The sequence below is a fragment of the Corynebacterium sp. MSK012 genome, from assembly GCF_030232435.1.
GTDB classification, from domain to species: domain Bacteria; phylum Actinomycetota; class Actinomycetes; order Mycobacteriales; family Mycobacteriaceae; genus Corynebacterium; species Corynebacterium jeikeium_D.
In genome coordinates, this window is record NZ_JASPJU010000002.1 from 21,507 (window position 1) to 39,498 (window position 17,992).

14 protein-coding genes are annotated in these 17,992 nt (G+C 58.8%); 5 read left to right on the top strand and 9 right to left on the bottom strand.

All coding sequences use genetic code 11. The annotated features are described in order from the left end of the window. Nucleotides 1-60 precede the first annotated feature (60 nt). The 3 genes from ilvC to QP977_RS01370 are packed head-to-tail and all read right to left on the bottom strand — an operon-like array spanning nt 61 to nt 3,579. Nucleotides 61-1,077 carry a ketol-acid reductoisomerase gene (ilvC, locus tag QP977_RS01360; protein ID WP_049194075.1) on the bottom strand — a complete coding sequence of 339 codons (1,017 nt, stop codon included), beginning with the start codon at nt 1,075-1,077 and terminating at the stop codon, nt 61-63. 53 nt (nt 1,078-1,130) lie between these two features. Further along, entirely contained in the window at nt 1,131-1,634 is a 504-nt protein-coding gene (ilvN, locus tag QP977_RS01365; protein WP_048735338.1) for an acetolactate synthase small subunit, read from the bottom strand. Nucleotides 1,635-1,668: 34 nt separating this feature from the next. Next, a complete protein-coding gene (locus QP977_RS01370; RefSeq protein WP_069358810.1) occupies nt 1,669-3,579 on the bottom strand; it encodes an acetolactate synthase large subunit in 1,911 nt (636 codons plus the stop codon). 374 nt (nt 3,580-3,953) lie between these two features. Here QP977_RS01370 and QP977_RS01375 point away from each other — a divergent pair, with 374 nt between their 5' ends. From QP977_RS01375 to ilvD, 3 genes are all read left to right on the top strand, one after another. Next, entirely contained in the window at nt 3,954-5,609 is a 1,656-nt protein-coding gene (locus QP977_RS01375; RefSeq protein WP_070652967.1) for a mechanosensitive ion channel family protein, read from the top strand. Nucleotides 5,610-5,666: 57 nt separating this feature from the next. Next, complete coding sequence (locus tag QP977_RS01380; RefSeq protein WP_070437865.1) at nt 5,667-6,215, top strand: PH domain-containing protein; 549 nt, start codon at nt 5,667-5,669, stop codon at nt 6,213-6,215. A gap of 134 nt (nt 6,216-6,349) precedes the next feature. Continuing rightward, complete coding sequence (gene ilvD, locus QP977_RS01385) at nt 6,350-8,194, top strand: dihydroxy-acid dehydratase (RefSeq protein ID WP_284847072.1); 1,845 nt, start codon at nt 6,350-6,352, stop codon at nt 8,192-8,194. Nucleotides 8,195-8,209: 15 nt separating this feature from the next. Here ilvD and QP977_RS01390 read toward each other — a convergent pair whose 3' ends face one another. After that, complete coding sequence (locus tag QP977_RS01390) at nt 8,210-9,094, bottom strand: hypothetical protein (protein ID WP_239271932.1); 885 nt, start codon at nt 9,092-9,094, stop codon at nt 8,210-8,212. A 75-nt stretch (nt 9,095-9,169) separates the two neighbouring features. Beyond that, the gene (locus QP977_RS01395) at nt 9,170-10,564 is read right to left on the bottom strand and encodes a DoxX family membrane protein (protein ID WP_239271930.1); all 1,395 of its coding nucleotides are present in this window, start codon (nt 10,562-10,564) and stop codon (nt 9,170-9,172) included. A 76-nt stretch (nt 10,565-10,640) separates the two neighbouring features. On the opposite strand from QP977_RS01395, the gene QP977_RS01400 reads away from it, so the two are divergent. After that, a complete protein-coding gene (locus QP977_RS01400) occupies nt 10,641-11,717 on the top strand; it encodes a glucose dehydrogenase (protein WP_224783716.1) in 1,077 nt (358 codons plus the stop codon). Between the two features lie 12 nt (nt 11,718-11,729). Here QP977_RS01400 and gatB read toward each other — a convergent pair whose 3' ends face one another. Further along, a complete protein-coding gene (gatB, locus tag QP977_RS01405; RefSeq protein WP_016422487.1) occupies nt 11,730-13,238 on the bottom strand; it encodes an Asp-tRNA(Asn)/Glu-tRNA(Gln) amidotransferase subunit GatB in 1,509 nt (502 codons plus the stop codon). A 53-nt stretch (nt 13,239-13,291) separates the two neighbouring features. On the opposite strand from gatB, the gene QP977_RS01410 reads away from it, so the two are divergent. Continuing rightward, the gene (locus QP977_RS01410; RefSeq protein ID WP_049194081.1) at nt 13,292-14,125 is read left to right on the top strand and encodes a class I SAM-dependent methyltransferase; all 834 of its coding nucleotides are present in this window, start codon (nt 13,292-13,294) and stop codon (nt 14,123-14,125) included. Between the two features lie 26 nt (nt 14,126-14,151). Here QP977_RS01410 and QP977_RS01415 read toward each other — a convergent pair whose 3' ends face one another. From QP977_RS01415 to QP977_RS01425, 3 genes are all read right to left on the bottom strand, one after another. After that, on the bottom strand, nt 14,152-15,615 hold the full coding sequence (locus QP977_RS01415; protein ID WP_049172094.1) for a membrane protein: 1,464 nt from the start codon (nt 15,613-15,615) through the stop codon (nt 14,152-14,154). A gap of 157 nt (nt 15,616-15,772) precedes the next feature. After that, on the bottom strand, nt 15,773-16,804 hold the full coding sequence (locus QP977_RS01420) for an ATP-dependent 6-phosphofructokinase (RefSeq protein WP_038628534.1): 1,032 nt from the start codon (nt 16,802-16,804) through the stop codon (nt 15,773-15,775). A gap of 53 nt (nt 16,805-16,857) precedes the next feature. Beyond that, entirely contained in the window at nt 16,858-17,982 is a 1,125-nt protein-coding gene (locus QP977_RS01425; RefSeq protein WP_049172092.1) for an ABC transporter substrate-binding protein, read from the bottom strand. Nucleotides 17,983-17,992 lie beyond the last annotated feature (10 nt).

Genomic DNA, 17,992 nt, shown 5'->3' on the forward strand with positions numbered 1-17,992 from the left:
GAAGCTCAGTGATGAAGCCCTACTTCGCGAACAAGCGAGGGATTCGCTTAAGCAACAAACTTAGGCAGTCTCAGCGCGAGCGTCGACCTTAACCCAGCTCATCAGGTCGCGCAGCTTGGAGCCGACCTCTTCAATCTGGTGGTTGTTGTAGGAAGCGCGCAGGTCCTCGAGCTCCTTGTTGCCGCCCTCGACGTTGGCAATCAGGCGCTTGGTGAAGGTGCCGTCCTGAATGTCAGACAAAATCTCGCGCATGTGCTGCTTGGTATCAGCGGTAATAACGCGCGGGCCAGACAGGTAGCCACCGAACTCAGCGGTGTCGGAGACCGAGTAGTTCATGTTGGCAATACCGCCCTCGAACATCAGGTCAACAATCAGCTTCAGCTCGTGCAGGCACTCGAAGTATGCCATCTCCGGCTCGTAGCCAGCTTCAACCAGAACCTCGAAACCGACCTTGACCAGTTCCTCGGTGCCACCACAGAGAACAGCCTGCTCACCGAAGAGGTCGGTCACAGTCTCTGCCTCGAAGGTGGTCGGGATAACGCCAGCGCGGGCGCCACCGATAGCTGCAGCGTAGGACAGAGCCAGGTCGCGGCCCTCGCCCTTCGGGTCCTGGTCAACGGCAATCAGGCACGGAACGCCCTTGCCATCGACGAACTGACGACGAACCAGGTGACCCGGGCCCTTCGGAGCAACCATACCGACGGTGATGTTGTCAGCCGGCTTGATGAGGTCGAAGTGGATGTTCAGACCGTGGCCGAAGAACAGCGCGTCGCCGTCCTTCAAGTTCGGCTCGATGTCCTCGCTGTAAACCCTTGCCTGGGTGGTGTCCGGAACCAGCACCATAATGACGTCTGCCCATGCAGCGGCATCTGCGTTGGACTTAACCTCGAAGCCAGCTTCCCGAGCCTTCACAGCGGACTTGGAGCCTTCACGCAGACCGATAACAACCTCGACACCGGACTCGCGCAGGTTCTGAGCGTGAGCGTGGCCCTGGGAACCGTAGCCCAGGATGGCAACCTTACGTCCCTGGATGATGGACAGATCAGCATCGTCGTCGTACAGCAGTTCAATAGCCATTAAAGTTAGCCTCTTTTCGAATCGGATTCGTTAAAAATCTTAGCGTTTAGTTGTTAGCGGGCCTGGAGCATCGGCTTCGGCCCACGTGCCATTGCGACGGTACCGGACTGAATGAGCTCACGGATACCAAACGGCTCGAGGACCTCCAGCAGGGCTACAAGCTTCGAGCGCTCACCCGTCGCCTCAATGATGACAGACTCTTGAGAAACGTCCACCACACGGGCACGGAAGAGATTGGCGGCATCGACTACCTGCGGACGATTGGTGTTGTCGCAGGAAACCTTCACCATCAGCAGTCCGCGCGACACCATGGTCTCTGGGGGCTGGCGGACCACTTTCAGCACGGGCACCAGCTTGTTCAGCTGCTTAGTGATCTGTTCGATCGGCAGCGTCTCCGTCTCAACCACGACGGTGATGCGGTTGACTCCCTCGGTCTCAGTTTCACCCGAGGTAATCGACTGGATGCTGAAACCTCGACGGGTGAACATGCCCGCAATGCGGACCAGAATACCCGGCTCATCGAGGGTCAACACGGATAGAGTGTGCAGTTCAGCCATTTTGGGACTCACTTCCTGTTGCTTCGGATCCCGATTAGCGGGTCTTCATGGACGGGTGGTTAGCGTCGGGCTGCTTCGCGGCGTCCTCGGCGTTGTCCACAACAGTGCCGTGGATGTCAGCCGGGGCCTCAGCTGCTGAATTCTCATCGTTGAACAGCGGGCGCAGACCGCGGGCGTATTCGACCTCATCATTGGACTTGCCAGCTGCCACCATCGGCCACACCTGAGCATCCTCACCGACAATGAAGTCAATAACCACCGGTCGGTCATTAATCTCGCGTGCCTTCTTAATCGCCGCCGCGACATCTTCCTTCTTGGTCACGCGGATCGCCACGCAGCCAAGCCCCTCGGAGAGCTGGACGAAGTCCGGCAGGTAGGAGTTATCCTCCGGGCGCAGCTTGGTGTTGGAGTAGCGCTGATCGTAGAACAGCGTCTGCCACTGACGAACCATGCCCAGATTACCGTTGTTAATCAAGGCAACCTTGATGGGAAAACCTTCCATTGCACAGGTGGTCAGCTCTTGATTGGTCATCTGGAAGCAACCATCACCGTCGATGGCCCAGACTTCCTTTTCTGGAGCAGCCGCCTTGGCACCCATCGCAGCCGGGATTGAGTAGCCCATCGTGCCGGCACCACCGGAGTTAAGCCAGGTGCGCGGGTTCTCGTACTGGACGAACTGCGCTGCCCACATCTGGTGCTGGCCGACGCCAGCGGCATAGATGGCCTCTGGACCAACGATGTCGGACAGAGTCTGAATTACAAACTGCGGAGCGATTGCACCATCAGCGGGCTCTTCCCACCCGAGGGGGAACTCGTCGCGGAGACCGTCGAGAAGCTTCAGCCAGTCGGCAATCTGCGGGCGACTAAGACCGAGCTTGGTGTAGGACTCGCTAAGTGCGGCAAGGACCTCGCGGGCATCGCCGACGATGGGAACATCAACTTCGCGGAGCTTGCCAATCTCTGCCGGGTCAATGTCGGCGTGGATTACCTTCGCGTTCGGCGCGAAGGAATTCAGATCACCGGTAACACGGTCGTCGAAACGCGCGCCAATAGTGATGAGCAGGTCGGACTTCTGCAGAGCAGCGACGGCTGACACCTTGCCGTGCATGCCCGGCATACCCATGTGCAGCGGGTGCGAGTCCGGGAATGCGCCGCGAGCCATCAGCGTGGTCACGACCGGAACCCCAGTCTGCTCGGCGAACTCGACCAGCTCCTTGGAAGCATCGGCCTTAATGACGCCACCACCGATGTAGAGCACCGGACGCTTTGCCGCAGCAATCATCTCAGCGGCTTCGTCGATCTGTCGCTGGTGCGGGGTTGTCACCGGACGGTAACCCGGCAGGTTGATCTCCGGTGGCCAGGTGAAGTCGATCATCGTGTTCTGGAGGTCCTTCGGGACATCGACCAGAACCGGACCTGGACGACCAGAAGAAGCCAGGTGGAATGCCTCAGCGAGCGCGCGCGGGATGTCCTCAGCTTCGGTGACCATGAAGTTGTGCTTCGTAATCGGCATGGTCACACCGCGGATGTCAGCCTCCTGGAAAGCGTCAGTACCCAGCAGCGGGCGACCGACCTGACCAGTGATAGCGACAACCGGAACGGAGTCCATCTGAGCATCCGCGAGCGGGGTCACCAGGTTAGTAGCACCCGGGCCGGAAGTCGCGATACAGACACCAACCTTGCCGGAAACCTGCGCGTAACCAGTGGCAGCGTGGCCAGCTCCCTGCTCGTGGCGCACCAGGACGTGACGAAGCTTCTCCGAGTCATAAATCGGATCGTAGAGCGGAAGCACTGCACCACCGGGAATACCGAAGGCTACCTCGACACCAAGCTCTTCAAGGGATCGGACAATGGCTTGTGCACCAGAAATTCGCTCGGGGGCGCTGGTGCGCGCCTTAGCCGCGAATTGGGCGGGCGATGGGGTGTGCTGCTCGTGCGCGTTCACGATTTCGCTCCTGGATCATGGTGGGCAACTACTCAACACACATTCACGCAAAGAAGCTACGAATGTGGCGTTGGCTACAACCCTAACGTCCACATAGTGAGAAGTCAATCCCGTCAATTGGACACGCCATCCGTATCACACCCCGAGCACCCACCCGATTCCAACGAGAACCCCGCCCCAACTTTGGGAATCACTCTACCCAGAAACTCCCCGACCACGACCCCGGGGACACCCAAGCCTGCACACCCAAGCCTGCACACCCGAGCCCTACACGCCCGAGCCCCGCAAGCCCCAAGTCCAAAGCTCGTCTTTATGCATAATTCTTTACCTTTAAACTCAGCGCATATTAAGGCGAACGACCTACGGTGGATGGCATGGAATTCTTGCAATACATGTTGTTACGGACATGGCAATGGGTGGCCAATAACGGCCTTGCCATCGCATGTCTGGCCATTCTGCTAATTCTTGTTCCCCGTATCCGACGTTTCGTTCTGGCAATTGCGGACGGAAACATCTCCTCTTCAGAGGAGCAGTCCAAGGGACGGCGCGCACTGATTGGCGCTGTGGTTTACATCGTCGAAGTCATTGCATACTTCGTCTTAATCATCGCGATTCTGTCGAAATTCGGAATCTCACTGACCGCCGCCGCTATCCCCGCGACGGTCGTTTCCGCCGCTGTTGGTTTTGGCGCACAGGGAGTCATCGCCGACTTCCTTGGCGGACTGTTCATCATTGCCGAGAAGCAGTACGGCATTGGCGACTGGGTTGAGTTCCACGCCCCTTCGGGGACCGTGCAGGGTGACGTGGTCAATATGACATTGCGCGCCACCACCATCCGAACCCTTAACGGCGAGGAAATCATCGTTCCGAACTCCGAGGCACGTATGTGTATCAACTACTCCTCACAGTGGTCCCGTGCTGTCGTTGAAGTTCCCGTACCGATGACCGCCGGTGGCTCCATTAAGGATTTGGAAGAGCGCACTGTCGCCGCCGCCAAGCGTGCAATCACACTGGACTCCGTCAAGGACGCAGTTCTCTCCGAGATCAAGCTGCAGTCCTCCACGGAACTCAACCCGCCAACGGTTATGGGCCTGCCGTGGACCGTCACTATGCGCTTGATTGTCGACTGCAAACCGGGCGACCAATGGCTCATCGAGCGCGCCATCCGCGCCGTAGTCATCGACACTTGGTGGGATGACTACGGCGAGCGCGCCCAACAGACTCCGTTTGCCCCCGCCGAAGAAATCACCGGCCACGTCCGTGATGACACGATGATCGAACAGCTTAGACAGGCCGATGCTAAGCAAGAGAAAAAACAACAGCTTGACGACGGCGACAGTGCTCCAACCGAAATTGTCGAAGCGGTAGCGAACACTACTGTCCAGCCGGATACCGCAGAAACCAAGCTGATGGAAACTCAGACCGTCGACAAGCAAGTCGGGAACGAGCGATCCGACCTGCCACATGCAGGTGCCAACCTCGATGATGCCCGACGCGAGCAGGAAGACAGCGGAAGCAACAATGTCATCCGCAAACTGGCTAGCCACCCTGACTGGAAGACACTCACGACGCGCCAGAAGATCCAGCGAATCCTCTCTGCAGGTGGACGTGCTCGCGTTTCGACAATCATGCTCTTGGCAACCCTAATTGTCCTCGGCGTTTTGAATCTGCTGACGGTCGAGACCGAGGATGGTCCGTCCGGATGGCTGGCACCGAGCAGGTGGAGCGATCGGGTAACGACACAGGAAGAGGACCCGGAAGAGTCGTCAGCTCCGCAGTCATCGAACCAGCCGACTAGCACTACACAGAGTGTGCAGCCCACCGAGACTTCGCAGCAGACTCAGACGCCACAGAATCAGCCGTCCGAGACTTCACAGCAGCCTCAGAGCACGCAGAACCGCGCACCTTCGACCGCCACCTCCACCGAGCCGGACTCTGACCAGAGCAACACCGACAACGAGAGCTCTGGCGGATCACAGTCGACATACTCCACTAACAACGCGGAACCGAACTCCGCTGATACGCAATAACGCGCAACCGCCCACCGTGCATTGGCGAATCCGAACTACCCGCTACAATCAAAGGCCATGACTGACTCGACTCCACAGCCAAAAATTGCGACGCAGCGATTTCGCCCACAGAAGACGCATCTGTTCATCGTTGCGTTCATGCTCGTGCTGTGTGTAATTGCCACCGGTTTTGCCCCGTGGCTGGCCGTTACCTTCCTGGCACCGTTGATTTATACGCTTTGGATTTTCCGAGTACGCACCACTGTGGGACCACGCGGTATCACCGCGGTGTACCTATTGGCCAAGCGCCGCTCGGTGCCCTGGAGCGAATTTGCGGGCATCTTCTTCAACAAGGGCGGTCGCGCCTTTGCAGTGACCAAGTCCGATGAGCGCATCGCCCTGCCGGCCATCTCTTTTAATTCGCTACCGGAGTTGAAGGAAGCCACCGGCGGTCTGATTCCAGATCCGATTGCTTCGGCTCGCATGGCGGAAAATGACAAGGTCGAGGTTTTCGACCGCGATGGCTACTCGGTAATGAAGAAGGTCAGTGAGGTTGAGGCCGATGCCAAGGCTAAAAGCGCTAAAGCCAAAGGTGCCAAGCCTAAAAGTGACACCACTGCCGAGTAGCATATAAGCAGTCCACAAAGCCCCTAAATCTCATTATGCGGACACTAGTGACCACGAAATGAGACATTAGGGGCTTTTTGTGATTAATATGGATAATTAATTACCTTGCACCCTATCTAGGAAGGGCAGCCCCCATGATTCCCCTTCGCTCTAAAGTCACCACTGCCGGCCGTAATGCTGCAGGTGCGCGTTCCCTATGGCGCGCAACTGGCATGACCGATAGCGACTTCGGCAAGCCGATTATCGCAATTGCAAACTCTTACACTCAGTTCGTTCCGGGGCACGTGCACCTGAAGGACGTTGGCGACATCGTCGCAGAAGCTGTGACCGCAGCAGGCGGTGTCCCCCGTGAGTTCAACACCATTGCTGTCGATGACGGAATTGCGATGGGGCACGACGGCATGCTCTACTCGCTGCCGTCCCGTGAGATTATTGCTGACTCTGTGGAGTACATGGTCAACGCTCACACCGCTGACGCATTGGTCTGTATTTCCAACTGTGACAAGATCACGCCGGGCATGCTCAATGCGGCTCTGCGTCTGAATATCCCGGTGGTCTTCGTTTCCGGCGGGCCGATGGAATCGGGATCTTCGGTTGTTATCGATGGCGTCGTCAAGCCCGGCTCTGACCTCATCTCGGCTATTTCTGCATCCGCGAACGACAAGGTCGATGACAAGAATCTGCTCGACATCGAGCGCTCGGCGTGCCCGACCTGCGGATCGTGCTCGGGTATGTTCACCGCAAACTCGATGAACTGCCTGACCGAGGCCCTCGGCCTGTCCCTGCCGGGCAACGGTTCTACCTTGGCGACTCAGCAGGCCCGTCGCGATTTGTTCACCCGCGCCGGTGAACTGATTGTGGACTTGGCGAAGAGCTACTACCACGATGGTGACGAGTCCGTGCTGCCGCGCAGCATCGCCAACCGCGATGCCTTTGTCAACGCAATGACGCTCGACGTTGCCATGGGCGGTTCCACCAACACCGTGCTGCACATTCTCGCTGCCGCACAGGAGGGCGAGATCGACTTCAATCTCTCTGACATCGACGCCATTTCCCGCCGCGTGCCTTGTCTGTCCAAGGTGGCACCGAACTCGGACTACTACATGGAGGACGTCCACCGCGCCGGCGGTATTCCAGCCATCCTCGGCGAACTGCGCCGCGCGGGCCTGCTGCAAATGAATGTCCGCTCCGTTCACTCCCCATCTCTGGAGGAACACCTGGACAACTGGGATATCCGCGGCGGCAAGGCCACTGACGAGGCGATTGAGCTGTTCCACGCAGCCCCTGGCGGTGTCCGCACCACCGAGCCGTTCTCCACGTCCAACCGCTGGGAGAGCCTAGATACGGACTCCGTAAATGGTTGCATTCGCGACTTCGACCACGCCTACACGAAGGAAGGCGGTCTGTGTGTCCTGCGCGGCAACATCGCCGAAGACGGTGCTGTCCTGAAGACCGCGGGTATCGGCGAGGATCAGTTCCACTTCGAAGGCACCGCTCGTGTCGTAGAGAGCCAGGAAGAGGCTGTCTCGGTCATCTTGAACCGCACCTTGCAGCCGGGCGAAGTTCTCTTTGTCATCTACGAGGGTCCTTCCGGTGGCCCGGGCATGCAGGAGATGCTGCACCCGACCGCATTCATCAAGGGCGCTGGCCTGGGTAAGGTCTGTGCACTGGTCACCGATGGTCGCTTCTCCGGCGGTTCCTCCGGACTGTCTATCGGCCACGTTTCCCCGGAGGCCGCTGCCGGCGGTGCAATCGGTCTCGTCCGCAACGGCGACCCGGTGTACATCGATGTCGCTGAACGACGCCTCGAAATTCAGGTGTCCGACGAGGAGCTGGCCGCTCGCCGCGATGAGGAGCTCAAGCGCGACAAGCCGTTTACTCCGCACAAGCCGCGTCCGCGCAAGGTGTCCAAGGCGCTGCGCGCATACGCCAAGATGGCGTCCAGTGCGGATAAGGGCGCGGTCCGCATTGTCGACTAGCTAGATCAAACCCGCTTAAAGGCCTGTGCTTACCGCACGGGCCTTTGGCGTTTCTAGGGTAGCTTTGCGCCCAGTCTTCCGCGTGGGCTTCACCAAATCCCGGCACTCGACGTCGGCAATCCCCTCAGCGACGTCCTCGGTGTGTGCATTTTTGCCACCCTCGGTAATGGCCGCCATTACATATCCGGGGCCAAAAACAACGGAAGAGTGCCACGAACGCCGGTTGGACCAGCCCATCTTCGCGCCTTCAGAACCGGGCAGGCCGGCAAGACCAAAATTCTGTCGATAGCCATCGGCAGCAATCGGCGACCAGTGTCGCATCGCCTCAAGCACCTCAGAATTAGGATGCTTCAGACGGAGCTGGGAAATAAAAGACACCACATCTTCCGCGGTGGTCCTCGATACTCCCCACTTTTCTCCGCCGGAGGTGTTGAACAGGCCGTACTCGGTCGCAACGGAATCGACCGATTCCGGGTACTTCCGGTAGAAGTCGGCTGCCAAATCGTCGTCGGAACGCGAAATCATCTTTTCGACGCGCTCGGCATCGTCGGCAGTGCCGTGTTCGAGCACATACTGACCGATATACAACTTAATCAGGGATAGCGCCGGCAGCGGGCGTTGCGATGCCTGGCTGCTGTACCCCACGCCCACCGGTTCGTAGCTCACCGCCATTTGCGTGCGTGGGTCAACCTCAATCAACCCTTCGGCGTTGAGGTCCATGCGTGGCAGACTCACCTGATGTGTCGGCCAGACGCTTGCCGACGAGACGGAGGCTGCAACCTCACTGTGCTCGTCGGCAGCAGCTGTCGACGGTGAGTGGATCGACGTTGTCGCGCCTATCGAAGACATGAAAAAGACCACCGCGAGGGTGGTCTTTAGTGCGTGTCTCGACTTTGGCATAGGGGGCATTGTACCCCGCCCCTAACCGAGAACCTAGTTTAGGCCGCTCGACTGTTTGTGTAGCTGCGAACTGCCTTAGCCAACAAACGGCAGCGTGCTGGTCGTCAGCCACCACAGGCCAATTGCTGCAGCGATGGACAGAATTCCGAAGATCCAAGACGATGCCAGTGGGCGACGAGCCCAGCCGCGTCCGAAGTCGATACCGATGCGGCCCGGACCGGTGAACTGCAAGCCAAGTGCCATGGCGGTCATCAACAGTTGTAGCTGAAGGTTGCTGGAATCCTGGCCGACGATATTCACGCCATTGGCAGAGGTAGCCACATCAAACATGCTGAGGTAGGCGGACAATGCCAGCGCCAATGCTGCGGCCAGCGGTGTCGCAAGCCCTAAGATGAGCAGGGCACCCGCGATGAGCTGAACCGTTGGGATGGCAGTGGCCATCACAGGGCCGAGGGCGAAGTTGTTCTGGCTAAACTGTGTCTCCAGCGCAGTGGTGCCACCGGAGTTACCCCAGCCGAGCAGCGTTGTCAGGCCATGGACCAACAACAGCGCACCCAATCCAAGACGCAGCAGCAGAAGGCCGAAATCGGTGGTGCCGCGACGGTGCTCCGGTTCGTTGTCGTCGTAAAAGTCCGTGTCTTCATCGTCGTCAGCAGCGGCGGTAGTCGTAGCAGCAGTTGCCCCGGCGGCCCCTACGCCTGCTCCTGCAACACCAGCGGCACCAGCGGTATCGCGAGAGGCAGCCGGTTCAGCGAAATCCGATTCATCGAAATACTGAGTCTCAGCTGCGGAATTGCGTGCAGAGCCATAGGTTGACTCCGCCTCATCGTCGAATGCTGACTGTGCTTCCGACTTATTTGCGGCAGTTCCCGCTGCGGACGCTGCTGCTGCTTCAGAAGCCGAGAAGGCTTGCGTCGGCTGACTGAAATCCTCATCTGAATCAACGCGCTCGCTACGGGCCGGCTGCTCAAAGATTTCGGTCGCCTCCGACTCCGGGGCTACCTCCGACTCTTTATCGGCCGCGGGTGCCAATTCAGTTTCGGCCTGTTCATCCCGCGGCGAAGGCTTACCGGCAGGGCTAATCACCTGAGGTGCCGTGCGGCCTGCAGCGGCGTAGGCGTCGTAGCGCTTCTTCGGGGCTTCCTGAACTTCAGGCTCCGGCTCGGGGCTCGGCTCAGTCACTGTTTCTGTTTCAGACTCGGTTTCCACCTCGGCTTCAGCACCGCTATCGGTCTCGGCTTCCGGCGGCAGGTTTTCTTGGTCTACCTCCGCCTCCGACTCCTCCTCTACGCGCTTTTCCGGCACACCCGGAAAAATCTGCGTTGCGGTGTTGTCGCTGTCGTCACGGTTTGTTTCTTCGTTCATTGGCTCAGCGAGCTTGCGGTAGGTCGGGACGTCGAGATCGTCATCGAATCCGTCCTCCACATTCTCGAGGGCGCGGTCGTTCGGGTACTTCTCTGAGTCGCTCACATCGTCCACATTAAAACTACTGCCTCACTTTTGGTCGCAGGCGTGGCCGGGAAACGAGGCTGTATTGTGTATGCCTATGGGATTCCACCTCGTCCACACCAGCAGTGCACAGGCTCGCGCTCGCGGGCGGCGTCGTCGTGCTGCGCTCGCCGCTGGTGTCGTCGGGATGGTCTCTCTTTCCGGCTGCATGAGTGCCTCGAGCGCGCTTGAGTCACCGTTTACTGAAGACAAGTCGGAACCGACAGGCATTGCCATGCCGAAGTTTTCCTCCCCTGATTTGCCCTCTACCCCGGTCCCAACCACGGAAAGCAAAGCCAAAGACAAAGGTCCCTGCGACCTCGACGATGTCACTCTCGCGGCCTGCCTACCGCTTACCACCGCGCTAGCCTCAACCGGCCCTGGGGAGGCTCTCGTCGCCACCGACGACGGTGCACTCACCGTTGTCGCACCGGGTAAGACACCGCGTGAGGTCGCACGGCTCGGCGCCCCTGCAAAACAACTGCTGCCCAGTCCCTCGGTTGAAGAGGACCGTCAGGTCTTTGTTTTGCGTAACGACGACACCATTGCGCGCGTCACCCTCGTGGAGGGCAGCACCGCTGATGTGCGCGAACTTCCGGACCTCAGCGAGCCCGGCATTCTCGGAATCTATTTTGACCGAACTTCGGACACCCTGTCCCCGCGCAAATTGCTCGTGGGAGATCCAGGCATTGAGTTTCAGCAGTTCTGCCATGGTCCGGACGGAATGCCGCCGTTGGCAACCGCCATTCTCGACGGCACCCCACAGCTGGTTCAGCTCACCGGCCCTGTGATTAATCCCCTCGGCGGTGTGGACCTGAACGATTCCATCGGTGGATGCGCAGTGATGGGTGACCGCGTGGTCATTGCCATCCCAGACGCGCAGAAGGTCATCTCCATGCCGGTGGGTCCGAAGTCAAGTGGGCCCGACGCGGCGTGGGAGGTCAAGGGTTCCCCTGAAGTGCTTGTCGACGGCGACTTCGGCCACATCTCGTATGTAGCGGCTGTCGCAGCAAATCAGGGTATTGAAGTTTGGGGTGCCACGACCAACAAAACCGCCGGGGCACAACCGTCGGAGTCCGACGAGCGCGTCGTCAGACTGCCGAGCGATGGTGCCGCCGGCGGTTCCCCGGATTAGCTTTCAGGGAGGCTAGCTCAGCTTCTTCGCAATCAGCTGGTTGACCTGAGCCGGGTCTGCCTTGCCGCGGGTGGCCTTCATGACCTGCCCCACGATGGCACCGACGACCTTCTTGTTGCCAGCTCGGTACTTCTCGACGATGTCCGGGTTAGCAGCCAGTGCATCGTCGACGGCCTTCTCAATAGCACCGTCGTCGCGAACGACCTCCAGGCCACGGGCAGCAACGACCTCATCAACATCGCCCTCGCCTGCGAGCACGCCGTCAACGGCCTTACGGGCCAGCTTGTTGGTCAGCTTGCCCTCTTCAATCAGTGCAATCACACGTGCAACCTGTGCCGGGGTAATCGCGAGCTCAGCCAGCTCCACGCCTGCCTCGTTGGCCTTCTGCGCCAGGTAAGCGACCCACCAGGAACGAGCCTCAGCCGGGCCGGCACCAGCCTCAACGGTGTCGACAATCAGGTCGAGAGCGCCGGCGTTAACCAGGTCGCGCATTTCCTCGTCCTTCAGACCCCACTCTTCCTGAATACGGGCACGACGCACCCACGGCAGCTCCGGCAGAGTTGCGCGGATTTCCTCCACCCACTCACGCGGCGCAATCACAGGTGGCAGATCCGGGTCGTTGAAGTAGCGGTAATCCGACTGCGATTCCTTCGGGCGGCCCTTGGAGGTCGTGCCGTCGGTCTCCTGGTAGTGGCGGGTTTCCTGAACGATCTCCTCGCCATTAGTAATCGCAGCAGCCTGGCGCTGCATCTCGTAGCGAACAGCCTGTTCAACCGACTTCAGGGAGTTGATGTTCTTAGTCTCGGTACGAGTGCCGAACTCCTCCTGGCCGATTGGGCGCAGGGAAACGTTGGAGTCCACACGCATCGAGCCCTGGTCCATGCGGGCATCGGAGACACCGAGGGACTTCACCAGGTCACGCAGCGCAGAAACGTACGCACGAGCAACCTCTGGGGCACGCTCCCCTGCACCGAGAATTGGCTTAGTAACGATCTCAATCAGCGGAATACCTGCGCGGTTGCAGTCCACCAGCGAACGCGTGGCGCCGTGAATACGACCATCGGCACCGCCCAAGTGCGTCAGCTTGCCGGTGTCTTCTTCCATGTGAGCGCGCTCGATTTCGACACGGAACTCCGTGCCGTCGTCAAGCTGAACGTCAAGATATCCGTCGTAGGCGATTGGTTCGTCGTACTGCGAAATCTGGTAGTTCTTCGGCTGGTCCGGGTAGAAGTAGTTCTTGCGCGCGAAGCGGGAGGACTCAGCAATCTCGCAGTTCAGCGCCAGGCCAATCTTGATGGCCCACTCAACGCCCTGACGGTTAACCACAGGCAGCGCGCCAGGTAGGCCGAGGCTGCAGGGATCGACGTTGCTATTCGGCTCGGCACCAAAGTGCGCCGAGGAGGAGGAGAACATCTTGGTATTCGTCGAGAGCTCGACGTGAACCTCCATGCCCATTACCGGGTCAAAACGTTCGAGGACCTCATCAAAGTCCATCAAGTCATCAGCGTATGCAGCGGTCATGTTTGTAGAGTCTACTAGCGATGGCCCCGCAGGCGTGCCCTAGGGTATAAGTCGTGCCCGGAGTTAACGAACACCCACCGATTCCACCGACGTCAGCACGCGATACGCCAACGTTCCGCGACGCCGCTGACCGCCACCGCGCAGGCGCTACTTTCGACAACGACCTGCAGGAAAGCGCCGACGGAGCCACGGGCTACCACCGCGTGCGCCCCGGATATCCTCCAACCGTCATCGAAGCGCTTACCCGTCTCGCACCGCACCCACAGGTAGTCGCCGATATCGGCGCCGGCACTGGGAAGCTCACCGCCTCGCTTGCCGACGTCTACCGCGATGCCACCCTGCTGGCACTCGATCCCTCCACCGCGATGCGGCAAGCACTGATGCACAATGTGCCAGCGGCGGAATGCCTGGAAGGCACTGCGGAGCGCACGGGACTGGAGTCCAACAGCGTCGATGTAGCAACATGTGCGCAGACATGGCACTGGGTGGACCCGACAGCTGCAAGTAAAGAACTCACTCGGGTGCTACGCGCGGATAGCGTGGCTATGTTGGTGTGGAACACCTTGGATGTTTCCGTACCGTGGGTGCATCGGCTCAGCCGCATAATGCACGCCGGCGACGTGTTGCGTCCCGGCTTCTACCCCGAGGTTGGCCCGGAGCTGGAGCTAGTCGATGAGGTGCGTCTGGCCTGGGAGCAGACACTGACCATCGAGGACATCGTGCTGCTGGCACGAACCCGTTCCTATTGGCTTCGTTCCAAGCCCGCCACTCGCGCCAAGGTGGAGGCGAACTTGCATTGGTATCTCCACGAACACTTGGGGCACACATACGAAGAAGGCATCGCCCTTCCCTACCGGTGCGATGCCTTCTATTTTCGAGCTGCCTAAATTTTCGAGCTGCCTAGTCGCGCTAGTTACTTTTCTTTCTTCGGCTTAGGGTGAGCCACGCGCTTGAATGCATTCTTAGTCTGTCCGGCAAGCTTCTTCGGCGCAGTGGCTGTGGCCTCGCCTGGGAAGGAGTCCCTCGCGGTCTCGCGAGGATTGTCATCATCGGAGGCTTCCTCGATTTCGGAAAGTTTCTCCAGGCGCTCATTATCCTTTTCTACGATGCGCTCGGCGTCATCCTCGGTGAATTCAACATTATCGTCGCTGACCAGTTCCTCGACGATGTCGTCGCGGACGCTCTCCTGAAGATCGACGTTGGAAATGTTGGAGTTGGCCAAAGCGCGGTCGAGCTTCTTCTGATCGGCGGTGGTGAACTTCTTGTTCGGGTGCATCTTCCGGCGTGCGAGCTTACGGATACGGCCGCGACGCTTCGACTCCTCCATCAGCTTGTTACGTCCAGCCAGGTACGCACCACACAGAATCACGATAAGAGCGATACCGACGTAGCCAAGGGCCGGGTAGATGGAGCCAACCAGGGCCTTGAACCCAAAGAAACTTAGGCCAAAACCAATCAGCACCGTCACGATGAATACCAGGCGGAAACGCTGCGGGGTATTGCGTGTTAGGCGGCGGCCCAGCGCGTAGAACATGCCAATGGCCGTGTTGAAAATCATGGCGTAGATGATGATTGCCATCACGGTACCCAGGACCGGGTGGATGTCATTGACGATTGCCAGGGTCGGCATATCTTCGTGGCCAACATCCTTGACCTTGAAGAAGAGGGCAAAGGTCACCAGCGTCAGCAGACCTGCATAGATGCTCCCGCCCATGAGACCACCGATGCCAGCTTCACGCGGGTTCAGGTAGCTACCGCCGATGACAATCGACATCGATACGGCCACCATCACACAGAAACCGACATAGTTCAGGGCAGAAATAGACCAGTGTGGCAGCGATGTCGACAGTTCATTGGTGTACTGCGCGGCCTCCGACATCGACGTGTCGGTGGTGAACAAAGTGTAGATACCGGCTCCAAGCAGGAACACGATAATGAATGGAGTGATCATGCCAATCACGCGGCTGACCTTGTCGGCATCCAGCATGCCTACACCCAAAGTCAGGGCAACCATGATGACGGCGCCGATCCACACCTCAAGTCCGAACTGCTGGTTCAAGTTCGCACCGGCACCGGCGAACATGACGAAGCCGGTACAGAACAGCGTGATCATCACGGCGATATCCAAAATCTTCGAAACCCAACTGCGGGTGATTACGTCGAAGACCTCGGAGTGCTCATCAGCCTGCAAGTAGCTGGCAATTGACAGCACTGCCAGGCCACTGGCAATCATCACGACGGAGGCAAGTACCACGCCCCACAAGCCGTTAGTGCCAAATGCCACGAAGTACTGCATCATTTCCTGGCCGGATGCGAATCCGGCACCGACAGTTAGGCCGACAAAGGCCATCGCGATTGTTGTGGCTCTTTTCCACATAACGAGAAAATCCTAAATATAAGTCTATTTTTCAAAAACCGGAACCTTACAAAGCATACTGCCCGAGCTGGTGATTGATACACCAGCTCGGGCAGTATGCCTATTTTGTTACGAAGATGTGCCTAAATGTTTAGCAACGCGTGCTTAACCGACGCGTTTAACCAAACAGCGCAGCAGCTGCGCGGTAACGGCCATCCGGCACAACCTTCAACTCAGCAACCGCATCGTCGATGTCGATACGCTCGATGTTCTCACCGTGCAGAGCGACGATCTTGCCGAAGTCCCCCTCGTGTACTGCTCGGGTGGCGTGGACACCGTAGCGGGTAGCAAGCACGCGGTCGTACGCAGTCGGCGTACCGCCACGCTGAATGTGACCCAGCACCGTGGTGCGAACGTCGTACCCGGTGCGCTTCTTAATCTCCGCACCAATAACCTGACCAATGCCGTTGAAGGTTTGGTGGCCGAACTGGTCGACACCGCCCTCTTCGTACTCCATGGTGCCCGGCTTCGGGGTGGCGCCCTCAGCGACGACGATAATGCCGTACTTCTCACCCATCTGGAAACGGCGCTCCATCGACTTCACAATCTCGTTGATGTCGAATGGCTTTTCCGGAATGACAATGTGGTGAGCACCGCCGGCCATACCCGCATGCAAAGCGATCCAGCCCACGTGTCGACCCATGACCTCAACAATCATGACGCGCTGGTGGGATTCCGCAGTGGTGTGCAGACGGTCAACCGCGTCGGTGGCAACAGCCACAGCCGTGTCGAAACCGAAGGTGTAGTCCGTACCGTTGACGTCATTATCAATAGTCTTCGGAACACCGACGACCGGCACCCCATTGTCCGAAAGCCACTTGCCGGCCTTCAGCGTACCTTCGCCACCGATTGGGATCAGGGCATCGATGCCCGCATCAGAGAGATTTTCCTTGATGCGGTCGAGGTTAGACATGAGAATGTCCGGATGCACGCGGCCGGTGCCCAGCATCGTGCCGCCACGCAGCAGCATACGGTCAATCCGCTCATCGTCGTAAAGCTGGACCCTACGGTCTTCCATAAGACCAATCCAACCGTCCTCAAAACCGACGACGGTTGAGCCGTACTCGCTCGAGCTGGTACGGACAATTGCACGGATAACGGCATTCAGACCGGGACAATCTCCACCGGAGGTAAGGGTCGCAATTCGCATGATGCCCACCTTAGTCGCGTTAGTCAGTTCGTGCTTGACGGCCTTGGTCGAAACTACTTCTGCAGGTACTCCTGCCCTGGTAGCTCAGACGGTAGCTCCATCTTCGTCGTCACCTCCGACGCCGGCACAAGACCATATTCCTCGAGCGCCTTGCGCACGTACTCTGCGGCATCGACGTTCAGCGGAGACTCCGTCCACAATGCAATCGGCAGGTTAATAAAGCGGTTCTCCTTGACCGCCTCGAGATCCTTCGTTGCCGGATTCGTGCGCAAAACCTTGATTTTCTCTTCGAAGGTCTGACCTGGGTAGTCCACAAGCGCGATGAAGTCAGGATTCATCTCCGCGACATGCTCCCAGGAGGTCGTAGTCCAAGTGTCCTTAATCGACTCGGTCGCATTGATTGCACCGGCCTTTTCCAGGATGCCCTGCGGTGCGCCAAAGGAACCCGAGGTAATTGGTGCTTCACCGACAGAATCAAAGAGGAAGCCCACTGGCTTCTTATCTCCCTTTGGCGCGGCATCCAGGGCTTGCAGTCGGTTATCAATATCTGCAATAACCTTGTCGCCCTCACCGTCGTGTCCGGTCAAGGTAGCGATATTCTTCAAATCAATTTTGACAGCTTCCCACGGATCCACCAGACCACGAGTATGCCCCGGGTCGCCACTGCCTTCCTTGCCCGCCGAGGCTGCGTCACCAGTACGGCAAGATTCCGTCAGGGTGTAGGCACCGATACCGTGCTCGGAAAGCGATTCCGGGGTAATGCCCTTGTCTTCACTAAAGCCATAGCCCCAGCCCGCCAGCATCACATCCGGTTCGGCCGCAATGACCTGCTCCAGATTCGGGTATTCCTTCGCAACTTCTGGCTTCTGCGCAATTGCATCGCCATAAGCTGCGGTCAACACCGGCAGATGCGAGGCCATAGAGCTCACCGCTGTGATCTCATCCGCAGCACCGACAGCCAGCGCCAGCGAAGCAATATTGCCGTCATTAATCAGCAGCTTTTTAGCTACACCCGGGTAGCTGACTTCTTCACCGCAGTTGGTGAGGGTAAGGCCTGACGACGAGGCCTGCGTTCCCTCATCAGAGCCACAGGCGGCGGCTCCGAATGCCAGAGCAGCCACAGCGATACCAGCTGCTGAGGCACGAAGGGGACGTCGGAAAGCATGTGCGTTATTCAAGGGAGTACTC

What these genes read in the sequence shown, in the direction of transcription:
- ilvC (WP_049194075.1), bottom strand. Translation starts at nt 1,077, where the DNA reads ATGGCTATTGAACTGCTGTACGACGACGATGCTGATCTGTCCATCATC.
- ilvN (WP_048735338.1), bottom strand. Translation starts at nt 1,634, where the DNA reads ATGGCTGAACTGCACACTCTATCCGTGTTGACCCTCGATGAGCCGGGT.
- QP977_RS01375 (WP_070652967.1), top strand. Translation starts at nt 3,954, where the DNA reads ATGGAATTCTTGCAATACATGTTGTTACGGACATGGCAATGGGTGGCC.
- QP977_RS01380 (WP_070437865.1), top strand. Translation starts at nt 5,667, where the DNA reads ATGACTGACTCGACTCCACAGCCAAAAATTGCGACGCAGCGATTTCGC.
- ilvD (WP_284847072.1), top strand. Translation starts at nt 6,350, where the DNA reads ATGATTCCCCTTCGCTCTAAAGTCACCACTGCCGGCCGTAATGCTGCA.
- QP977_RS01390 (WP_239271932.1), bottom strand. Translation starts at nt 9,094, where the DNA reads ATGCCAAAGTCGAGACACGCACTAAAGACCACCCTCGCGGTGGTCTTT.
- QP977_RS01400 (WP_224783716.1), top strand. Translation starts at nt 10,641, where the DNA reads ATGGGATTCCACCTCGTCCACACCAGCAGTGCACAGGCTCGCGCTCGC.
- gatB (WP_016422487.1), bottom strand. Translation starts at nt 13,238, where the DNA reads ATGACCGCTGCATACGCTGATGACTTGATGGACTTTGATGAGGTCCTC.
- QP977_RS01415 (WP_049172094.1), bottom strand. Translation starts at nt 15,615, where the DNA reads ATGTGGAAAAGAGCCACAACAATCGCGATGGCCTTTGTCGGCCTAACT.
- QP977_RS01420 (WP_038628534.1), bottom strand. Translation starts at nt 16,804, where the DNA reads ATGCGAATTGCGACCCTTACCTCCGGTGGAGATTGTCCCGGTCTGAAT.